The organism is Rhizobium sp. SG_E_25_P2 (assembly GCF_029892285.1).
GTDB lineage: Bacteria > Pseudomonadota > Alphaproteobacteria > Rhizobiales > Rhizobiaceae > Rhizobium_E.
Genome location: NZ_JARXVM010000013.1, coordinates 38,409 through 54,711 on the forward strand (window position 1 = coordinate 38,409; position 16,303 = coordinate 54,711).

Below are 16,303 nucleotides of genomic sequence, written 5' to 3' on the forward strand. Positions count from 1 at the left end.
ACCGGCCCACATCAGAGGGATCAAAGGTCAGCGGGAAGGCTGGCGCCCAGCCATTTCTGTGCGATGGCCTCGAGCGAGCCGTCCGTCTTGGCTGTGGCAACGATGGTGTTGACCTTCTCCAGAAGCGCCGGCTCATTCTTGTTGAGGCCGATATAGCAGGGCGAATTCTTGATCAGGAACTTCATCTCCGGGCGCTTCGGCGGGTTGCGGGCAAGGATCGCGGCAGCGACGACGTTGCCGGTGGCGACGACGTCTACCTGACCGGACAGGAAGGCGGAGATCGTGCCGTTATTGTCCTCGTAGCGCTTGATCGTGGCATCGGCCGGGGCAATCTTGGTCAGTTCAAGATCCTCGACGGCGCCACGGGTCACGCCGATGCTCTTGCCGGACAGGTCTTCGGCCTTGGCCACGGCCACGTCGGCCGGTGCGAAGACACCGTTGAAGAATGGCGCGTAGGCCTTGGAGAAGTCGATCACGGCCTCGCGCTCGGCATTCTTGCCGAGGCTAGAGATCACCAGATCAACCTTGTTGGTCTGCAGATAGGGAATGCGGTTGGCGCTGGTGACCGGCACGATCTCGACCTTGACGCCCAGCTTGTCGGCAATCAACTTGGCCATGTCGACATCGTATCCCTGAGGAGCCATGTCGGCGCCGACGCTGCCGAAAGGCGGGAAGTCCTGGGGAACGGCAACGCGCAGGGCGCCGCGGGTGGTGATGTCGGCCAGCGCATCGGCATAGGCGGTCTGCGGCGCGGTTGTCAGCGTCAGGGTGGCGAGCATTGCCGAGGCGGCGATAATCAGGTTTCTGCGGTTCAGCATTCAGTTGTTCTCCTGGTTGTTGTTGGGAAGGTCGTTCCGGATGCGTCTGGATTGACGTTCCGTGAGGTCGGCATGGAAAGGGAATGGCGAAGATCGGCCAGCGGGTCGGGGCGCACGGTCAGGTCCAGCCCGGCTTCCACTTCGTCGAGATGTTCGATCGAGAGCTCGGCCGCCCGGGTAAAATCGCCGGCGACCAGCGCTGCGGCAATGCCGCAATGGCCCTTATGGGATTGGCGGGCGTGATAGTCCGACTGGTATTGCAGCGATATCAGCATGGTGCGGGCCGTCAGATCGCGCAGGATGTCAACCAGAACGGTGTTGCCCGAAAGCTCGGCAATGCGAATGTGAAAATCGCCCATGAGATAGGTCAGGCGCTGGCGGTCGCCCGAGGCGATGGCGGCCCGCTCCTGATCGAGATGCGTTTCCAGAATGGCGGCGCCATCGGGCGGCAGGGCCGTCAGTGAGCGCACCAGGCCCGATTCCAGCGCCCGGCGCGCGCCATAGACCATCATCGCTTCCTCGGCCGATGGCTCGATCACGTACCAGCCGCGGCGTGGGCTGACCTGCACGATGCACCGCGCCTCAAGCCGCATCAGCGCCTCGCGCACACGGGTTCTGGAAACGGAAAATACAGTCGCCAACTGGCTTTCGCCGAGCCGCGTTCCGGGTTTTATGCGGCCGGACAGGATCCCTGAAACGATGGCTTCCTCTATTCCGGCTCTCTTGTCGCTGCTGATGTCGCTGTCTTGCATACAAGATGGGAATGCAAGTGTTGTGCCAAGATCAAATGTAAAAGTATACCAGAGGTCTAAGCGACAATTCTCGCTGCCGCTGCACGCCTGGTTGCAAAAATTATCTTGAATTGCCCATTTTGCGAGCATGGCAGCGAGCGTCAGGAGCTCCTCGATCGGAAAGATGCGCCGCCAGCAGGTGAACCTCTCTCTGATCGACGACGGGAGGATCATCATCGGTCGTATCTCCGTCAAGATCTTGACCACGCCTCCGCGAGGGAAGCGGCACCGTCGTCAAGGACACCGACAATCCGAATCGCGTGTTTCGATCCACACCTCCGCGAGAGAGGCGACTGTCTGGGTGCAAAGCACGGATATTGCTCACTTGCAAAGAGCCGATGCGCGAAACAGGGCGGCCGGGCGGCGAAACGCTGTCGGAGATATGACGCCGCGCAGTAAACAATTCACGATTTCAAAGAGCTGGCGCCGGTGCGAACCTGCCGGGCTTTTGCGGCGCGCTTGGGGTTCGCGCCGGAAATTGTCACCAGGCGGGACGCCTGGGGAAACGGCCTGGCGTCTCAGATGATCAGCGGCGCGTTGAGGTCGGCGGCGGGCTTGGCGCCGACATGCTCCACCCGCCGCTGCCAATTGGCGCCGAGATAGTAATAGCGCAGGCTGTCCACCTCCGGTTTGATGATGCCTTCGAGCCGCGCCTTCAGCTTAACCCATTGCGCGGGATCGACCTCGATCTCGAAGACGGAGAACTGCACCCGTTGGCCATAATCGCGACAGGCCTTGGCGACGGCCCGCAGCCGCGCCTGTCCATTGCCTTCAAGCGTGCGGACGTCATAGGTGACCAGGACCAGCATGGCGCCCCCTCATTTCCAGAACCATGGCGGATAGGCGTCGAGATCGCCGCGCAGATGTCGGGCCAGCATCTGCGCCTGCAGATAGGGCACAAGGCCGAGCGGGGCCTTTTCGTCGAGAAAGGCGTGCATGCGCTCCTCCCGCTTGCGCTCCTGCCAGGCCGTGAGCACGGTCTTTCGCGCCTCGTCCGTCATCAGCACGGCGCCGCCCTCCTGCCGTTCGAAATCGCCGGCGCGTAGTTGGCGGCGGTTGATCAGCGACAGCGCCAGCCGGTCGGCCAGCACCGGGCGGAGTTCTTCCATGAGGTCGAGCGCAAGGCTCGGCCGGCCGGGTCGATCGCGGTGAAGGAAGCCGGCGGCGGGATCGAGCCCCACGCTTTCCAGCGCCGAGCGGCAATCATGGGTCAGCAGCGTGTAGAGAAAGGACAGGAGCGCGTTGACCGGATCAAGCGGCGGCCGCCGCGACCGCACGGTCCAGCGCAGTTCGGGATCGGGCGAGCGGATGAGGAGATCGAAGACGCCGAAATAGAGATTGGCCGCCTCCCCTTCCGAACCCCGTAGCCGGTCCAGCGTGTCGTCGGCGCGCTCGACGCGCCGGAGGATCTGCGCCAGCCGCTCGGTGGCCGTCTCGATGCGTTGCCGATCCTCGGGTCGATGGTCGTCGCCGTAATCGCGCAGCGACCGCATCAGGACGGCGCGCTGATTGGCGATCTTGCCGATGAGGAAGGAGCGCACCACCTCTTCGGGCGCGTCGCACACCCGGTATTGCGCCCGCCGCAGCAGGATATTGCCGGTGACCGGGCCTTCGAGCCGCGCCTGAAAACGGCCGTTTCGATCCAGAAAGGTGAGCGTGATGCCCGCCGCCGCCAAGGCGCCCATCAGCGGTGGCGACACATGGATGGCCCCGAACACGACCACCGCGGACAGCATGTGCAACGGCACGCGGCTGCGCTCAACGCCCTCGATCTCCGCGACGAGATTTTCAACTTCCTTACGCAGCGCCGCGCCCTCGGTGGTCACATAAACAGTGTTGAGCAGCTTCTTCATGGGGCGCTTTCGGTCGCGAGGCTGCTCTCCACCATGCGCGACCGCCAGGTTCGCACCGGCCGCTGCACGGCGTCGGGCCGGCAGTGTTCGAGAAGGGAGCAGGCGCGACAGCGCTCGCGCCGCGTGGTGGGCGGCGGAGTGCGCCCGGAGGAGACGATTTCGGCAAGCGCGTGAACGGCCTCTTCCGTCACCCGGCGCAGGTCTGCATCGAAAGGCACGGCGACGCGACGCTTGGTCTCGCCCGATACGTGGGCAATGATGGCTTTTTTCGCGGGTCGCCGTTGATCTGCTATCAGGCGCTCGCTTTTGGCCACAGTGTATTTGAATGCCGCAAATGCCTAATGAAGACCGTCGGCAGAAAATACCCAACCAGAAGGTTTGTGTTTCGGCGTGGGGGTTGACCCTACAGTAGGCGTTGAACGTTGACCCCAGTCGTTCCGCAGAAAAATCAAGTGGCGCGTCATGTTAGGTTACGCCGTCTGGGCGTGCAGAACCAAACTCGCCCACTCCACCGCGAACAAGTGCATAACCCGGCGAGGCAGACACGTCTTTCCCATCAGCACGCAGCGCCAGCAGCGTGGGCGCAATGATCCGTCAAACTTGAGCGGGATCTGGTCAGGAATTGCACTCGCTCCAGGAATGCTTTTGTGTCGAAATGTCTCGCGGCGCTGTTTGAACTGCTGGAATGAAAGAAAATCTCTAGATTGAGGACAGGTATAGCGCGGATTCTGCGTATCATATCGATATAGGCGCGCGTCGTAATAGCAAATGATACGTCCTCGGAGCGCAGAGCATCAAATGCATCAGGCGCCGTCGGCGCCACATGTGCCGTATATCCGCTATCCGCGAGCTTTTTGGAAATCTTTCCCGCAATCGTCTCAGGCAAGAAGATGACTATTCTTGCATAGCTTGAATCTTTATTCATTGAACAACCTTTGCGGGCATAAGGTGGCGCTTAATGTGACGCGCGGGGATTTCTTCCGCACGTCACGTTTGCATGCGTCATCATAGATCGGTTTGAAACGCGCCCTGCATCAGGAGGCTGTTTTGTCAAAGCGCGAGGCGAGTCGCGTTTTGGCGCGACGGCAGACGCGATTGCGCCTGTCGAGGACATCCATAGCAAAAGCCGTTGCCACGGCAGGGAAAAGCGAGCGATTGGCCGTCGCCCCTCAGAAAATGAAGTCGGATGCGTTGATCGCGGCGGCCTTCTCATCGTGAAGAATGATCCTGTCGCTGCCTGCAAGATCGAGGATTACGCTGGATCCGGAGCGATGCACGTCCAGATCCGAAAAGCTGTTCACGGATGTGTAGCCGCTGAGGTCAATGAGGTCATGCGAGGACGAATGGTCGCTCGCGTTGAAATCGGTGATAACATCAACGCCGGAACCTTTGGCGAAAACGAAAGTGTCCGATCCCGCGCCGCCAGTCAGAATATCGCGCCCGCGCCCGCCAGTAATCACATCATGCCCGGCATAGCCATTCAGTTCATCGGCATAGCGTGATCCATTGATCACATCAGCCCCTGCGAAGATCTTCTTCGTTAGCGCCTTGTCATCGCTCAGGTCAGTCAGGCTCTTTGCCGCTTCCCCAAGCTCCGACGCTGAGACAGAAAGGCCCGTAATCGTTACCACCGCGCCGTCATCGTCGGAAACACGCTCATATCCGGTAATCGTCCCTCCCTTCGGGACGCCGAGCCAGCTGTAGCTCAAATTCGTTCCCGTAAAAATCTCTTTATAATCAACATAGTCAGCGACATATTGGCTTGATTTTTCAGTATGGTCTTCAGCGAGCAGCAGCGTCGAGAAATCAAAAAAGCTCACGCTCGTTGAGTATTTTGCGTTTATGGTCGCCATGAAGAAATCTCCGAGATGTGAAAAGCTTGCTGATATTGAGCCTGGGCAACCCGATGGGTCAAATGAAGTGATGTTCTGAAATGTTGCGGATTATGCGCAACGATCCCGGGCGCACATGAAAATGTGAGAAGAAACAGGCCTTCGATCGTCGTATCAACGCTGCAGCCGGTTGCCGCAACATTTTGCAATATTTCTGAACATAGTTTTGCATGGGATCGGTTAGATATCGAATGACGCGCGGCAAAACTGCGCCTTTCATCAAATCGGACAGGCCGATAGGCCAAGAGTTTTAGAGATGGCAATGTCTATGCAGCAGCCTGGAAATACAGCGCCACTCAAACCTGCTGCAACAGCACACACTCGTATATTGATTGTCGAGGACGATGGCGATATCGCAAGCATGCTTGTCGATCTCGTGAAAGGCAGCGGTTTCGAGGCAGCTTCTGTCGGAAATGGTATCGAGATGGACAGGATGCTGGCCCGCCACGAGTTCGATCTCGTGCTCCTTGACGGGATGCTTCCCGGCGAAGACGGCTTTAGCATTTGCAGGCGACTGCGCTCCTCCGGAAAGACGCCAATTCTGATGTTGACGGCTCTTCGAGAAGATATAGACCGGATTCTCGGGCTGGAACTGGGCGCTGACGACTATGTCACCAAGCCTTTCAACTCCAGAGAACTGATGGCGCGCATCAAAAACATCCTGCGCAGGGCCTCTGACCGTGATGGTGTGGCAGACGACCGTGAAGCCCTTGTGTTCTCAGGATGGCGGATTGACCCCAGAAGCCGGGAGTTGTTCGACGCTGAGGGCGCTCAGGTTTCCATGACCACTGCAGAGTTCGATTTGCTTTGGGCGTTTTGTCGCCATCCCAACAAGGTTCTGACGCGCGAACAGCTTCTGATGATGACGCATGCAGGCGCGGCGGGGCCCGTCGAACGCAGCATCGACGCCCACATCAGCCGGCTTCGCCAGAAGATCGAGCCGAACCTCAAGGATCCGACATTCATCAAGACGGTGCGACTGGGCGGCTATCTCTTCGCCTCGAAGGTTGAGCCGTTGAGATGAGCGCATTGCGTATCGCCTCCATCCGCACGCAACTCCTGTTCCTCGCCATCTTATTGGTCGTCTTCGTCTCGGCGGCGGCGGCCATAACGGAGCCATTTATTTATGGCCGCCACGACAAAGGCATCGAGATCGGTTTGTTCGCTGGCCGCGTGCAGATGGTGCTTGAACAATTTGCCGAACGTCAAACCCGGGAGAAGGAAGACGCAGTGCTTCAGTTCGCCCGTCGCCTTGGCGCATCCGTAGACCGGGCTGAGCCCAATCTTGCTTCCTTCGTCTACACGCCTGGGGCGCCGAACGCCGAAATTCTCAAACAGATCAAGGAACTGATCAATGACGGTATTTTGACGGCGCTCCGTAACGCCGTTTCATCCAACAGCGAACCACCTGCGCTCATCGTTAAAGTCGATGAGACTCGGGCATTATCCTTCACGATGCCGCAGTTTCCGAGCAGCGTCTGGTTGGCGCCCGCTATGGCGAGCGGCATCCTGAAAATCGTCATTCCACTGATACTTCTGGCATATCTCGGCAGCTGGCTGGTCACCGAACCGCTCATCCGCTTCGCGGCGGCCGCCCAGCGCGTCAGCATGGACGACCATTCCGAAGAGCCGTTCAAGGCGGAAGGCGCATCTGAAATCAGAAGCCTGGCTGCGTCCCTGAACATCATGCAAAGCCGAATTCAGACGATGCTTCGCGAGCGAACCCGCGTGCTACGCGCCATCAGCCACGACCTCAGGACGCCGCTTACGAGGCTGCGCATGCGCATCGACCGATCGAATGAACCTGCGCTCAAGGAAATGATGCTTGCGGACATCACGATGCTGTCCTCCCTGATCGACACCAGCCTCAGCTTTCTGGACAATAGGTTCGAGCCCGTGCGCAAGGTGGATTTGTCGAGCTTATTGCAAACGATTGCCGACGACTTCTCAGATACCGGCGTCATGACGCGGTTTGTCGGACCAAGACGCCTGACATGCCTGTGCATGCCGCAAGGATTGATGCGGGCCATTTCCAATCTGGTGGACAATGCGTCCAGATATGGCGAAAATATCGAGATCTCATTGAAAGACCAGGGCGACCGCATCGTTGTCCTAGTGTCAGACGATGGCCCCGGCCTCTCGGATCATATGAAGAAAAAAGTCCTTGAGCCGTTTTTCAAAGTTGACGAGTCCCGGCAGACTAGCGCCAAAGGCAGTGGGTTTGGACTGGGTCTCGCGATCGCGCATGGAATTGTGGTGATTGGCCACAAGGGGTCAATGAGCTTGCTCGACCGATTGCCAAATGGCCTCATCGTGGAGATTGTCTTGCCAAAAGGCCAGCTTGTTCAGGCTTCGAACTTGCCAGACCTGACGCCCGCCGCCTGAACTTGCGCCAGCGCGAACATCTCCAAACATAAATGAAGACACCGCAATGTCTTCAGCAGCTATTTAAGCGTCAGCCGCAATCGCCGCATGGCGCAAAAAAGCAGGCTGGAGTCTATGCTATTGAAAACAAAGTCCATTGCGAGCGTCTGCCTCATCGTTGCAAGCGGGGCGCTTACGAGCTGCGCCACTGCAGATCCCTCAGCCTATGCGGGTCTTGCCTCTGCCCAACAGCTTAAACCCGACCCGAACGACAGGACTGGTCGCATCCCGTACCGTTACGATGGCGGGGCGAATTGGAGCGAGTATGACAAGGTCATCATAGACCCGGTCACAATCTACCAGGGGCGGGACAATCAATTTGTGAAAGTCAGCGAGCAGGAGAAGACGGCGCTAGCCGACTACATGCAAAAAAAAATCACACAGACGCTGCAGACGCAATTTTCGGTCGTCAATTCGCCCGCGCCCGGAACCCTTCGTGTCCACCTGACGCTCACAGGCGCACGCAAAACCACACCGTTCCTTGGGCCGGCCTCACATCTTGATGTTGGCGGCGGCGTCTACAATGCTGTTCAGGCCGCACGTGGCAAGGAAGGCTCGATGACCGGCTCGGCAAACTACGCCGTGGAAATCTACGACGCGACGACCAATGCTCTGCTGCTGGCCTATGTCAGCAAGCAATACCCCAACGCAATGAATGTCGGCGCAAGCTTCGGCGCTTTGAAGGCGTCTGAGGTGGCCATAGACAAGGGCGCCGATGCACTGGCGGCGCAACTGCGCCCCTGATTTGAGAGTCTTTCCAGCCGACGCAGAAATTTCCATTCTGGATCTTCCCCGTTACACGCAGGCACAGCTCGCGAATGGCATTCAAGAAAACGGCTATTCCGAAACTGTCGGCAAAAGAAATATTCGAATATTGGGCGACGTGGCAGTTGCCGAACAATACTTGACGATGAATTTTCCAAGTGGCGCGCAAAACGCCGCGATAGACTTTTTTTCTTTGGTTAGAACCCAAGATCGCTGGAGGATTGTCTCAGTTGTAAGTGACAACGTCGGGCCGGGAGAAAATTGATTTCACGAGAGTTGACCACATTTACCCGCAACCCTGGCGCGTGGACACTCTTGACGGTATCGGCATTCGGACGTCACCATAGCGACTTTCGTAGGGCGGATAGTGCATCATTGCATGACAGTTTCAATAACCGGCATTTTTGCCCTGTTCCGCAAATGCAGAACTATCAACAATTTTATTAGGGAAGGGTGATGACGAGCTTTCCGGCAACTCTTCCGCTCGCGCTACGCCGCTGCGCATCCGCGACCTTCTCAAGCGAAAAGACCTGCTCGATTGGGAGGTCAAACGCGCCCGTGGAATAGAGCGCGGCGACATGCCTGAGGGCGATTTCAGGATGGCTGTCCTGAGACATCGTGACCTGCGCACCGTGTTTGGGTGCATCGATGTCCGCGATCGACAGAACACGGGCAGGATCGCCCACCATCTCGATGAGACCGGGGATGACGCCTGCCCCGGCTAGGGTCAAGTGCTGCATCAACCCCCTGCGGTGCAAGGGCGCGGACGCGGGCTGGCAGCCCGTGTCCGTACGTCGTCGGAACCGCGCCGAGCTTGCGAAGATAATCGTGCTTTGCTTCGCTTGCCGCGCCGATCACTTTGACGCCGCGTTGGCGCGCCACCTGGACGACCGCGCTGCCCACCCCGCCCGAGGCGCCGACCACCACCAGCGTCTCTCCGGCTTTGCTACCAACCAGATCAAGGATGCGCGTCGCCGTCTCGCTGACAATCGCAAGGCCGCCTGCCACCTCGAACGACATGCCGTCCGGAATGTGTGCCCAACTGGTCAGCACCGCATGTTGGGCCATGGCGGTCCGGCGAACGGTGATACCGAATACACGATTACCGACCGCGACATTGGACACGCCGTCGCCCACTTCGTCGACGATACCGACCGCCTCGGCGCCAACGCCGCTGGGGAGATCTATCGGCATGAAATCACGGTAGATTCCCGACCTTAGCTTCCAGTCCAGAGGGTTGACGCCTGCCGCCCGAACCGCGATGCGGATCTGGCCGGCGCCGGCGTGCGGCGCAGCGATGTCGACAATCTGCACACGTCGGGTTCGCCATAACTTTCGTATTGAACGGCTCTCATGGATCTTTCCTTTTCATTTTGAGTAAGGTGCAAAGCGATTGAGGTCTCGCTGCCTGCGTTTCATCAGCGTGGCGCTGGGCAGCCGGCCTATCACCGGCCAGCCGCCCAGCGCCGACGCATCAACGCAAGCCGCCGCTGGCCAGGATGTTCTCGCCGGTCACGAAGCTCGCATCGTCGGATGCGAGGAATGCAACCACGCGGGCAATGTCGTCCGGCTCTCCGGCTCGACCGAGCGGCGTTTGCGATACGATGCCAGCCTCCATCTCAGATCCTGCGATGCCGGCGGCCTTAGTTCCTTCCGTTGCAACGAAGCCGGGGCTGACGACGTTGACCCTGATCTTGCGCGGCGCGAGTTCCTTGACCAACACGTCGGAGATCGCGTTCACCGCTGCCTTGCTCGCGGTATAAAGCGATGTGCCCGGCGATCGCAGCGTCGTGATCGACGAGGAGATATTGATGACGCTGCCGCCTTCCTGAAGGTGCTTGATCGCAGCCTGGGTCGTCAGCAGCACGCCGAGCACGTTGACATCGAAGACATGCCGATACTGATCCTCGGTGAACAGTTCGACCGGTCCAGCCTCCCAGACGCCCGAGTTGTTGACGAGGATATCGAGCCGACCGAACTCGGACACCGCCGCCTCGATCAGCGCCTGTGCCTCGGCGGCGACGGACACGTTGCCCTGGACGGCGATGGCCTTACCTCCGGAGGCCTTGATGGTGTCAACGACGGCGTCTGCACCTTCCCTGCTGGACGCGTAGTTGACGACCACGGCCGCGCCATCCTTTGCCAAAGCTTTGGCGATGCCCGCACCGATACCTTTCGACGCCCCGGTTACGACGGCGACCTTGCCTTCGAGTCTGTTCATTTGCGTTACCTTTTTTGCTAAGCGAAATTCAGCCACCATCGGATTGAGGCGCGTCAGTTCTACAGTTCGGAAATATAGAACTGTTGAACTGTGTGTCAAGCTGCGATATGGAAAAGCCATGAGACCTATAGTTCACCCAGCAATCGAGAATGTTCAGCCGGAAATGATCCTTCATGCCCTGTCGGATCCCGACCGGGCGGCAATTCTCGTCAACATCATGGAAGAGGGCGGCATCAAGGCCTGCTCAACAGTCTCGGCGCTGGGTGACAGGGTCATCCCGAAATCGTCGCTCTCCAATCATTTCAAGATCTTGCGGGAGGCCGGGTTGATCCGGAGCGAGCGCCAAGGCAAGCAGATGAGAAACCACCTGCGTCTTGCCGAGGTGAACGCACGTTTCCCCGGCTTGCTGGGGGCGATCATGAACGCGTACGCGTCCAGTAATTCCGGCGACGAGACGTCGGGCGTGGGCGCCGGATGACCGGCGCATCTCCACTCGGGTTCAGCGCGGATCAACCAACGGCCTGTTCGGCCGCGCAGGCGCGGTAAGGCGAGGCTGCGTGGTTTCAACCGCTTGACGCCTAGCGGGCAGTCTTCCGGGTGGTGGTGACGCTGCCCGCCTTGCGGCCACGCGTTGCCGGCTTGGCTGGAACGTCGGTCCCATATTCCCGCCACCAGGCAGCCAAGGCCTCCATCGTCGGCTGGAGACCGCGGGCCTTGGCCGTTATCTCATAATCCACACGCGGCGGAACCTCGGCAAATATCGTACGAGAGATCAGGCCGTCGGCTTCGAGCTCCCGAAGTTGTGCCGTCAGCATGTGCTGCGTGATACCCGGGATCGCCTTTCGCAATTCACCGAAGCGATAGATCCGCTGGTTGAGCAGCCACATGATCTCAAGCTTCCACTTGCCCGAGAGCAGCGTGAACGCCCGGCGCATCTCGTCCTGCATGGTCGCGACACGATCGCCATTGGTCTGGTTTTCCATACTTACCACCAAGAATTCATCCTACTTGCGCTTCCCGCTCATAGGCTACATTTTCAATACACGCTCCACCGCATCATGGAAATGCGCCAGCGCCCAAACAAGCCATTTTATCGAGGACCTCACCGGGCCACTGGTGGGCAGGAACCCCTATGACCGAAACCAATTTATACTGGATAGCGACAGCGATGCTGTCGTTGCTCTACCTCTCATCCGCTCTGCTTTATCTGACGAGAAGCGAGCAAGTCCGGCAGATCATCGTCAAGCTGGGCTATCCCGGTTACCTTGTCCAAGTCCTGATCATCATCAAGCTTCTCGCCGTGGCGGCGATCCTTTCGCGCTTCAGCGTAGGGCTCAGCGATCTCGCCTATGCCGGGATGTTCTATCACCTGGCCCTCGCCGTTCTCGCCCATCTGGGCGTGCGCGATATCAAGGCCGCACTACCGGCGGCAGTCGGTCTTGTGCTGATCGCCGGATCATTTTTCACCCAGAATGCCGCGCGCGAAATGCCTTCGCCCTACGCTCCCTTCGGAGCCGAGACGATCGGGGATGCGCGATGAGGGTGCGGCCCCTTGGAGCAACCAGCTCAAATCACTGACCGGCGCTGGATCCGCCATGCGCCAGTCATCAGCAACGGGCAACGCCACGGCGTAACCCACATCTCAGCCCAGTATTCACAGGAGACAAACATGGGTCGACTCAACGGAAAAATCGCGATTGTCACAGGCGCGGGTCGAGGTATCGGACGGGCGACCGCCAAGTTATTCGCAGCGGAAGGCGCGAAGGTCGCGGTGCTCTCAATCACACCCGCCAATGTGGAAGCGGTCGTCGCGGACATCGAGGCCGCCGGCGGAACGGCGCTCGGGGTGCCCTGTGATGTGAGCAGCGCCGATCAGATCACGGCGGCTGTGGACATGGTGGTCGCAGCCTATGGCGGGGTCGATATTCTGGTGAACAACGCCTTCGATCCCTCGGCTGTCATGTCGTCAATCATGGAGTTGTCGGTCGAGCAGTTGCAGCGCAACTTTGATACAGGTCCGATCGCGACCCTGCGCACGATGCAAGCCTGCTATCCTTATCTCAAAGCGAGCGGAGAAGGTCGCGTCATCAACTTCGGTTCGCCGGCGGCGCTTCTCGGGATGCTGCCCTATGCACCCTACAACATGGCCAAGGAGGCGACCCGCGCTTTGACGCGAACCGCCGCACGAGAGTGGGGACCTGACAAGATCACCGTGAACAACATTCAGCCGGTGGCCGAGACCTGGGGCGATATCGAGGTGCCGCCGGCAAACAACGCGCTGCAACGCTATGGCTCGCCGGAGAACGACATCGCGCCTGTCCTTCTGTTCCTGGCGAGCAAGGATGCACAGTTCCTGACCGGCTACACCCTCTCGCCGGATGGCGGCATGGTCATCGACGGCGCGCGCTGACGCGCGCTTCGCCAGATCGCTGCGGGGACCCAGGCCCCGCAGTTATCCGCCCGACACATGGAAGAACTCACAATGATCCACGTTCCCATCACTTCACTCTTTGCCGCGGCGTTCGCCGTCGCCCTTGTCATGCTGTCGATCCCTGTCACCTTGCGGCGCATTAAGGTTGGCGATCTGGTGGGGGATAGTCGTGACGAGAAGCTCCAACACCGCATCCGGGCACAGGGTAATTTCATCGAGTATGTGCCGCTGGGCGTCATAACGCTCGGCCTGGTCGAGGCGCAGGGTGCGGCAGCCTGGCTGGTCTTTGCGATCGGTGGAACCTTAGGCCTTGGAAGGCTGCTTCACGCGGTCGGCATGCTGCGCGCGAATGCTCCGCTTCGCGGCTTCGGAATGATCTTCACCTACCTGGCATTGATTGCAGCGGCAGCTTGCCTCATTTCACTTGTGCTGGATATCGCCCCCTTTTGATGCTTTCGCCGGTAAACCCGTCCCAAAGGAGCACTTTGGTCGTGAACGCGTCTCGCAACCAGAGTATGGGCTCTTGATGGGATACGGACTCACCACACCACATACATTCTGTCGTTATCTGGACCAGGGGTTTATAACTTTTAGCCCAGCAGCCTCAAAAGGGCGCGTGTCGCGAGTTGCGATCGCAAGGCCGTTTGCTGCCGCGGTGGCTGCAATATAACCATCAGCAGTGCCGATCGCTTTCCCAGATATTCGAGCACGCGCCATTAGTTCGGAATAAGACTGAGAAGCAGCCAGATCGAAAGACAAGATTCGCTCGGAAAAGTGGGCCAGCACTTCGCCCTCAAGGCGATCGCGAAGGACAGTTTGCCGTTTCCCTAACGGCATGGCAGCGACCCCGAAGCGAAGTTCAGCGATTGTTATTGCGGAGAGGAACAGCGTTTCAATAGCTTGATCGTCCAACCAGGCGATTACTGCCTGATCAGGAACTGGCTTCCAAGGCTCGGATATAAGATTGGTGTCCAGCAAGATCATTCGAATGTCATCGGTTCAACAGGTGTCTTGCCGCGGCTTTTCTGCAGGGTTTCAATGTCGCTATCGGAAAGCTCAGCGTCCCGACCAATAGCCGTCAGCAACGAACCGAGCTTAACTCGTTCATGAGGACGAACAGCGGCTTCAATAATGTCACGGATTTCGGCCTCGGTGCTCCGGCCATGATGAGCCGCTCGCACCCGCAGAGCACGATGTGTTTCGTCAGACAGGTTTCGAATGGTGACTGCCGGCATTGATATCACCTCTATATAAATGATGTCTTCGATATCAAAATACGCAAAGTGCCGACAAAATTCAAGAGGCTCATGAACTAGGTAGGGCATCCAGTCTGTTTAGATATCAGTGCCTTGAAGGATATCGAACCGTCGGCCCTGCAGCAACGCTACGCCTGCTGCGACCGAAGGGACCTGGTCCAGGTCCACAACGATACCTGTCTCGATCGTTCCACGAGGATCACACCAGCGTTCGAAAAATTCACCCGTGATGTTTGAGCGTCCCGATGATCCTCAGTGAGGCATTGAAGGAGCAATGCATATTCGTTGTTACGCGCTACCAGGACCTGGCACACTGAGCCCTACGGTCGGGCATCTTCGCTTCATGAACCGGTCTTGTGCAGCAATCCAAGGCTATGTTCAATGGCGACGCGGACGGAGTCGAGCACGGGAATACCGAGTTGCCTTTCCAGTGGCGCGGCAACCGTCGCGCCAGCAAGATTGGTGCAAAGGATGAGGATCGCATCGACCGGCTCCCGCGCGACCTCATGGGCCATGGCCGCGATTTCGTCGGGCGGAATGGCGGCATAGTCGGTGTTATGGGTCAGGTTCAGGCGAACCGCGGAGGTAATCTCGATGCCGATCATCGCATAATTTTGAATGATACGCGCCTCGAGCTCCGCCACATAGGGCGTGACGAGACCGATGCGCCGGGCGCCGTGCCGCCGCAAGGCATCGTTGAGGGCCATCGTCGCCGTCGTCGCGGGAATGCCGGTATGCGCTGTAATCACGTGCGTCAAAGCGATGTCCCGCTCGAAGCCGAGCCAGCCTGCAGCCGTTCCGTTCCACAGGATGAGATCGACCTCCGCGTCTGCCAACAGCCAGGCCGCCGCCAGCATACTGTCGCGCTCGAACTGCCGTAGCGAAGCATCGTCCGCCGAAATCGTCACTACGCCGATGCGCGACACATGCGCGGTCACGGATCCGTCGGCGGGCAGAAGCTTAGCAGTCTGCGGTTCGACGACGGTGTTCGACGAGGGGATGAGCATTCCGAGACGTTTCGGGCGGAGGAGCACCATGCCCGCCTCAGACGATCGAACGCCGCGAGGCGATGCCGCCATCGACGGTCAGGATCGTGCCGGAGGTATAGCCTGAGCGGAAAGACGCCAGGAAGACGATGAGGTCGGTCACCTCGTGGATATGGGCCGGGCGGCCCAGCGGATAGGTCTGGGCGAGTTCACCATAGCGCTCCTCGTCGCCATACACGTCCTTCGCGCGCTTCTTCAGCATGTTGTAGATCCGGTCTGTGTCGACCGGGCCCGGATTGACGCCGACCACGCGGATATTGTCATTGAGGCTCGATCCGCCGAGCGCCCGGGTGAAGGCCATCAGACTGGCATTGCCGACGGCGCCGGCGATGTAGCGCGGATCGGCGATTTCGCCGCCATTGCCGATATTGTTGATGATGACGCCACCACCGGTCGCCTTCATACGTGGATAGTAGAGACGGCAGAGGTTGATATAACCATAGACCTTCAGTTCCCAGCCCGCGCGCCATTTCGCTTCGTCGATATCGAACAGCGAGCCCGACGGGATAACGCCGGCATTGTTGACCAGAATATCGACATCGCCGACCGCATCCGCCAGGAGCTCGGCCGCGCCCGGCTCGGTGAGATCGCTCGGGAACAGCGATACGGAGGCGCCCGGAAAGGCCTGTTCGATGTCTGCCTTGAGAGCCGTCAGTTTGTCTGTACTGCGGGCCGTCAGGCGAACCGCGCAGCCTTCCTCGGCAAAGGCTCTCGCAAGGCCGGCGCCGATGCCTTGCGACGCGCCGGTGATCAGAACCGTCTTGCCGGTCAAACGCAAATCCATGGAAGTCTCCTGTGTTATTCTC

21 protein-coding genes and 1 pseudogene are annotated in these 16,303 nt (G+C 59.2%); 8 read left to right on the forward strand and 14 right to left on the reverse strand.

The window, feature by feature from the left end; translation table 11 throughout:
• Window positions 1–20 precede the first annotated feature (20 nt).
• The 7 genes from M2360_RS17680 to M2360_RS17710 all read right to left on the reverse strand — a co-directional run bounded on the left by M2360_RS17680 (window position 21) and on the right by M2360_RS17710 (window position 5,315).
• On the reverse strand, window positions 21–779 hold the full coding sequence (locus M2360_RS17680; protein ID WP_280776690.1) for a transporter substrate-binding domain-containing protein: 759 nt from the start codon (window positions 777–779) through the stop codon (window positions 21–23).
• A gap of 32 nt (window positions 780–811) precedes the next feature.
• The gene (locus M2360_RS17685; protein WP_280776691.1) at window positions 812–1,570 is read right to left on the reverse strand and encodes a GntR family transcriptional regulator; all 759 of its coding nucleotides are present in this window, start codon (window positions 1,568–1,570) and stop codon (window positions 812–814) included.
• 557 nt (window positions 1,571–2,127) lie between these two features.
• On the reverse strand, window positions 2,128–2,418 hold the full coding sequence (cas2, locus tag M2360_RS17690) for a CRISPR-associated endonuclease Cas2 (protein WP_280776584.1): 291 nt from the start codon (window positions 2,416–2,418) through the stop codon (window positions 2,128–2,130).
• 9 nt (window positions 2,419–2,427) lie between these two features.
• Window positions 2,428–3,462 carry a type I-C CRISPR-associated endonuclease Cas1c gene (gene cas1c, locus M2360_RS17695; RefSeq protein WP_280776585.1) on the reverse strand — a complete coding sequence of 345 codons (1,035 nt, stop codon included), beginning with the start codon at window positions 3,460–3,462 and terminating at the stop codon, window positions 2,428–2,430.
• The gene (locus M2360_RS17700; protein WP_280776586.1) at window positions 3,459–3,776 is read right to left on the reverse strand and encodes a Dna2/Cas4 domain-containing protein; all 318 of its coding nucleotides are present in this window, start codon (window positions 3,774–3,776) and stop codon (window positions 3,459–3,461) included. The genes cas1c and M2360_RS17700 overlap by 4 nt, the downstream gene beginning before the upstream one ends.
• A 242-nt stretch (window positions 3,777–4,018) precedes the next feature.
• Window positions 4,019–4,387, reverse strand: coding sequence for a hypothetical protein (locus tag M2360_RS17705; protein ID WP_280776587.1), 369 nt, complete (start codon window positions 4,385–4,387; stop codon window positions 4,019–4,021).
• A 244-nt stretch (window positions 4,388–4,631) separates the two neighbouring features.
• Entirely contained in the window at window positions 4,632–5,315 is a 684-nt protein-coding gene (locus tag M2360_RS17710) for a hypothetical protein (RefSeq protein ID WP_280776588.1), read from the reverse strand.
• Window positions 5,316–5,622: 307 nt separating this feature from the next.
• Here M2360_RS17710 and M2360_RS17715 point away from each other — a divergent pair, with 307 nt between their 5' ends.
• From M2360_RS17715 to M2360_RS17730, 4 genes are all read left to right on the forward strand, one after another.
• The gene (locus M2360_RS17715) at window positions 5,623–6,378 is read left to right on the forward strand and encodes a response regulator transcription factor (RefSeq protein WP_280776692.1); all 756 of its coding nucleotides are present in this window, start codon (window positions 5,623–5,625) and stop codon (window positions 6,376–6,378) included.
• Window positions 6,375–7,739: an ATP-binding protein gene (locus M2360_RS17720; RefSeq protein WP_280776589.1), complete on the forward strand. Its 1,365-nt coding sequence runs from the start codon at window positions 6,375–6,377 to the stop codon at window positions 7,737–7,739. Before M2360_RS17715 ends, M2360_RS17720 begins: the two co-directional genes overlap by 4 nt.
• Window positions 7,740–7,853: 114 nt before the next feature.
• Window positions 7,854–8,522, forward strand: a complete 669-nt coding sequence (locus tag M2360_RS17725; protein WP_280776590.1) for a DUF3313 domain-containing protein — start codon at window positions 7,854–7,856, stop codon at window positions 8,520–8,522.
• Window positions 8,494–8,808 (forward strand): nuclear transport factor 2 family protein, encoded by a 315-nt coding sequence (locus M2360_RS17730; RefSeq protein WP_280776591.1) that lies wholly within the window; start codon window positions 8,494–8,496, stop codon window positions 8,806–8,808. Before M2360_RS17725 ends, M2360_RS17730 begins: the two co-directional genes overlap by 29 nt.
• Window positions 8,809–8,986: 178 nt before the next feature.
• Here the strand turns inward: M2360_RS17730 and M2360_RS17740 are convergent.
• Together M2360_RS17740 and M2360_RS17745 are read right to left on the reverse strand one after the other, a co-directional pair.
• A pseudogene (locus M2360_RS17740) lies at window positions 8,987–9,898 on the reverse strand (NADP-dependent oxidoreductase).
• 119 nt (window positions 9,899–10,017) lie between these two features.
• Window positions 10,018–10,764, reverse strand: coding sequence for a glucose 1-dehydrogenase (locus M2360_RS17745; RefSeq protein WP_280776594.1), 747 nt, complete (start codon window positions 10,762–10,764; stop codon window positions 10,018–10,020).
• 118 nt (window positions 10,765–10,882) lie between these two features.
• Between M2360_RS17745 and M2360_RS17750 the strand changes: the two genes are divergently transcribed.
• Complete coding sequence (locus M2360_RS17750) at window positions 10,883–11,242, forward strand: helix-turn-helix domain-containing protein (protein ID WP_280776595.1); 360 nt, start codon at window positions 10,883–10,885, stop codon at window positions 11,240–11,242.
• Between the two features lie 100 nt (window positions 11,243–11,342).
• On the opposite strand, the gene M2360_RS17755 is transcribed toward M2360_RS17750, so the two are convergent.
• On the reverse strand, window positions 11,343–11,747 hold the full coding sequence (locus tag M2360_RS17755; protein WP_280776596.1) for a helix-turn-helix domain-containing protein: 405 nt from the start codon (window positions 11,745–11,747) through the stop codon (window positions 11,343–11,345).
• Window positions 11,748–11,896: 149 nt separating this feature from the next.
• Here M2360_RS17755 and M2360_RS17760 point away from each other — a divergent pair, with 149 nt between their 5' ends.
• The 3 genes from M2360_RS17760 (at window position 11,897) to M2360_RS17770 (ending at window position 13,645) form a co-directional block, all read left to right on the forward strand.
• Complete coding sequence (locus tag M2360_RS17760; RefSeq protein ID WP_280776597.1) at window positions 11,897–12,304, forward strand: DoxX family protein; 408 nt, start codon at window positions 11,897–11,899, stop codon at window positions 12,302–12,304.
• Window positions 12,305–12,433: 129 nt separating this feature from the next.
• On the forward strand, window positions 12,434–13,174 hold the full coding sequence (locus M2360_RS17765; protein ID WP_280776693.1) for an SDR family oxidoreductase: 741 nt from the start codon (window positions 12,434–12,436) through the stop codon (window positions 13,172–13,174).
• A 72-nt stretch (window positions 13,175–13,246) separates the two neighbouring features.
• Window positions 13,247–13,645, forward strand: coding sequence for an MAPEG family protein (locus M2360_RS17770; protein WP_280776598.1), 399 nt, complete (start codon window positions 13,247–13,249; stop codon window positions 13,643–13,645).
• Between the two features lie 114 nt (window positions 13,646–13,759).
• Here the strand turns inward: M2360_RS17770 and M2360_RS17775 are convergent, their stop codons facing one another.
• From M2360_RS17775 to M2360_RS17790, 4 genes are all read right to left on the reverse strand, one after another.
• A complete protein-coding gene (locus M2360_RS17775; protein ID WP_280776599.1) occupies window positions 13,760–14,179 on the reverse strand; it encodes a type II toxin-antitoxin system VapC family toxin in 420 nt (139 codons plus the stop codon).
• Entirely contained in the window at window positions 14,176–14,430 is a 255-nt protein-coding gene (locus M2360_RS17780; RefSeq protein ID WP_280776600.1) for a plasmid stabilization protein, read from the reverse strand. The genes M2360_RS17775 and M2360_RS17780 overlap by 4 nt, the downstream gene beginning before the upstream one ends.
• Window positions 14,431–14,792: 362 nt before the next feature.
• Window positions 14,793–15,488, reverse strand: coding sequence for an aspartate/glutamate racemase family protein (locus tag M2360_RS17785; RefSeq protein WP_280776601.1), 696 nt, complete (start codon window positions 15,486–15,488; stop codon window positions 14,793–14,795).
• A gap of 7 nt (window positions 15,489–15,495) precedes the next feature.
• The gene (locus M2360_RS17790; protein ID WP_280776602.1) at window positions 15,496–16,281 is read right to left on the reverse strand and encodes an SDR family oxidoreductase; all 786 of its coding nucleotides are present in this window, start codon (window positions 16,279–16,281) and stop codon (window positions 15,496–15,498) included.
• Between the last annotated feature and the right edge of the window lie 22 nt (window positions 16,282–16,303).

What these genes read in the sequence shown, in the direction of transcription:
- M2360_RS17680 (WP_280776690.1), bottom strand. Translation starts at nt 779, where the DNA reads ATGCTCGCCACCCTGACGCTGACAACCGCGCCGCAGACCGCCTATGCC.
- M2360_RS17685 (WP_280776691.1), bottom strand. Translation starts at nt 1,570, where the DNA reads ATGCAAGACAGCGACATCAGCAGCGACAAGAGAGCCGGAATAGAGGAA.
- cas2 (WP_280776584.1), bottom strand. Translation starts at nt 2,418, where the DNA reads ATGCTGGTCCTGGTCACCTATGACGTCCGCACGCTTGAAGGCAATGGA.
- cas1c (WP_280776585.1), bottom strand. Translation starts at nt 3,462, where the DNA reads ATGAAGAAGCTGCTCAACACTGTTTATGTGACCACCGAGGGCGCGGCG.
- M2360_RS17705 (WP_280776587.1), bottom strand. Translation starts at nt 4,387, where the DNA reads ATGAATAAAGATTCAAGCTATGCAAGAATAGTCATCTTCTTGCCTGAG.
- M2360_RS17710 (WP_280776588.1), bottom strand. Translation starts at nt 5,315, where the DNA reads ATGGCGACCATAAACGCAAAATACTCAACGAGCGTGAGCTTTTTTGAT.
- M2360_RS17715 (WP_280776692.1), top strand. Translation starts at nt 5,623, where the DNA reads ATGCAGCAGCCTGGAAATACAGCGCCACTCAAACCTGCTGCAACAGCA.
- M2360_RS17720 (WP_280776589.1), top strand. Translation starts at nt 6,375, where the DNA reads ATGAGCGCATTGCGTATCGCCTCCATCCGCACGCAACTCCTGTTCCTC.
- M2360_RS17725 (WP_280776590.1), top strand. Translation starts at nt 7,854, where the DNA reads ATGCTATTGAAAACAAAGTCCATTGCGAGCGTCTGCCTCATCGTTGCA.
- M2360_RS17730 (WP_280776591.1), top strand. Translation starts at nt 8,494, where the DNA reads ATGCACTGGCGGCGCAACTGCGCCCCTGATTTGAGAGTCTTTCCAGCC.
- M2360_RS17745 (WP_280776594.1), bottom strand. Translation starts at nt 10,764, where the DNA reads ATGAACAGACTCGAAGGCAAGGTCGCCGTCGTAACCGGGGCGTCGAAA.
- M2360_RS17750 (WP_280776595.1), top strand. Translation starts at nt 10,883, where the DNA reads ATGAGACCTATAGTTCACCCAGCAATCGAGAATGTTCAGCCGGAAATG.
- M2360_RS17755 (WP_280776596.1), bottom strand. Translation starts at nt 11,747, where the DNA reads ATGGAAAACCAGACCAATGGCGATCGTGTCGCGACCATGCAGGACGAG.
- M2360_RS17760 (WP_280776597.1), top strand. Translation starts at nt 11,897, where the DNA reads ATGACCGAAACCAATTTATACTGGATAGCGACAGCGATGCTGTCGTTG.
- M2360_RS17765 (WP_280776693.1), top strand. Translation starts at nt 12,434, where the DNA reads ATGGGTCGACTCAACGGAAAAATCGCGATTGTCACAGGCGCGGGTCGA.
- M2360_RS17770 (WP_280776598.1), top strand. Translation starts at nt 13,247, where the DNA reads ATGATCCACGTTCCCATCACTTCACTCTTTGCCGCGGCGTTCGCCGTC.
- M2360_RS17775 (WP_280776599.1), bottom strand. Translation starts at nt 14,179, where the DNA reads ATGATCTTGCTGGACACCAATCTTATATCCGAGCCTTGGAAGCCAGTT.
- M2360_RS17780 (WP_280776600.1), bottom strand. Translation starts at nt 14,430, where the DNA reads ATGCCGGCAGTCACCATTCGAAACCTGTCTGACGAAACACATCGTGCT.
- M2360_RS17785 (WP_280776601.1), bottom strand. Translation starts at nt 15,488, where the DNA reads ATGGTGCTCCTCCGCCCGAAACGTCTCGGAATGCTCATCCCCTCGTCG.
- M2360_RS17790 (WP_280776602.1), bottom strand. Translation starts at nt 16,281, where the DNA reads ATGGATTTGCGTTTGACCGGCAAGACGGTTCTGATCACCGGCGCGTCG.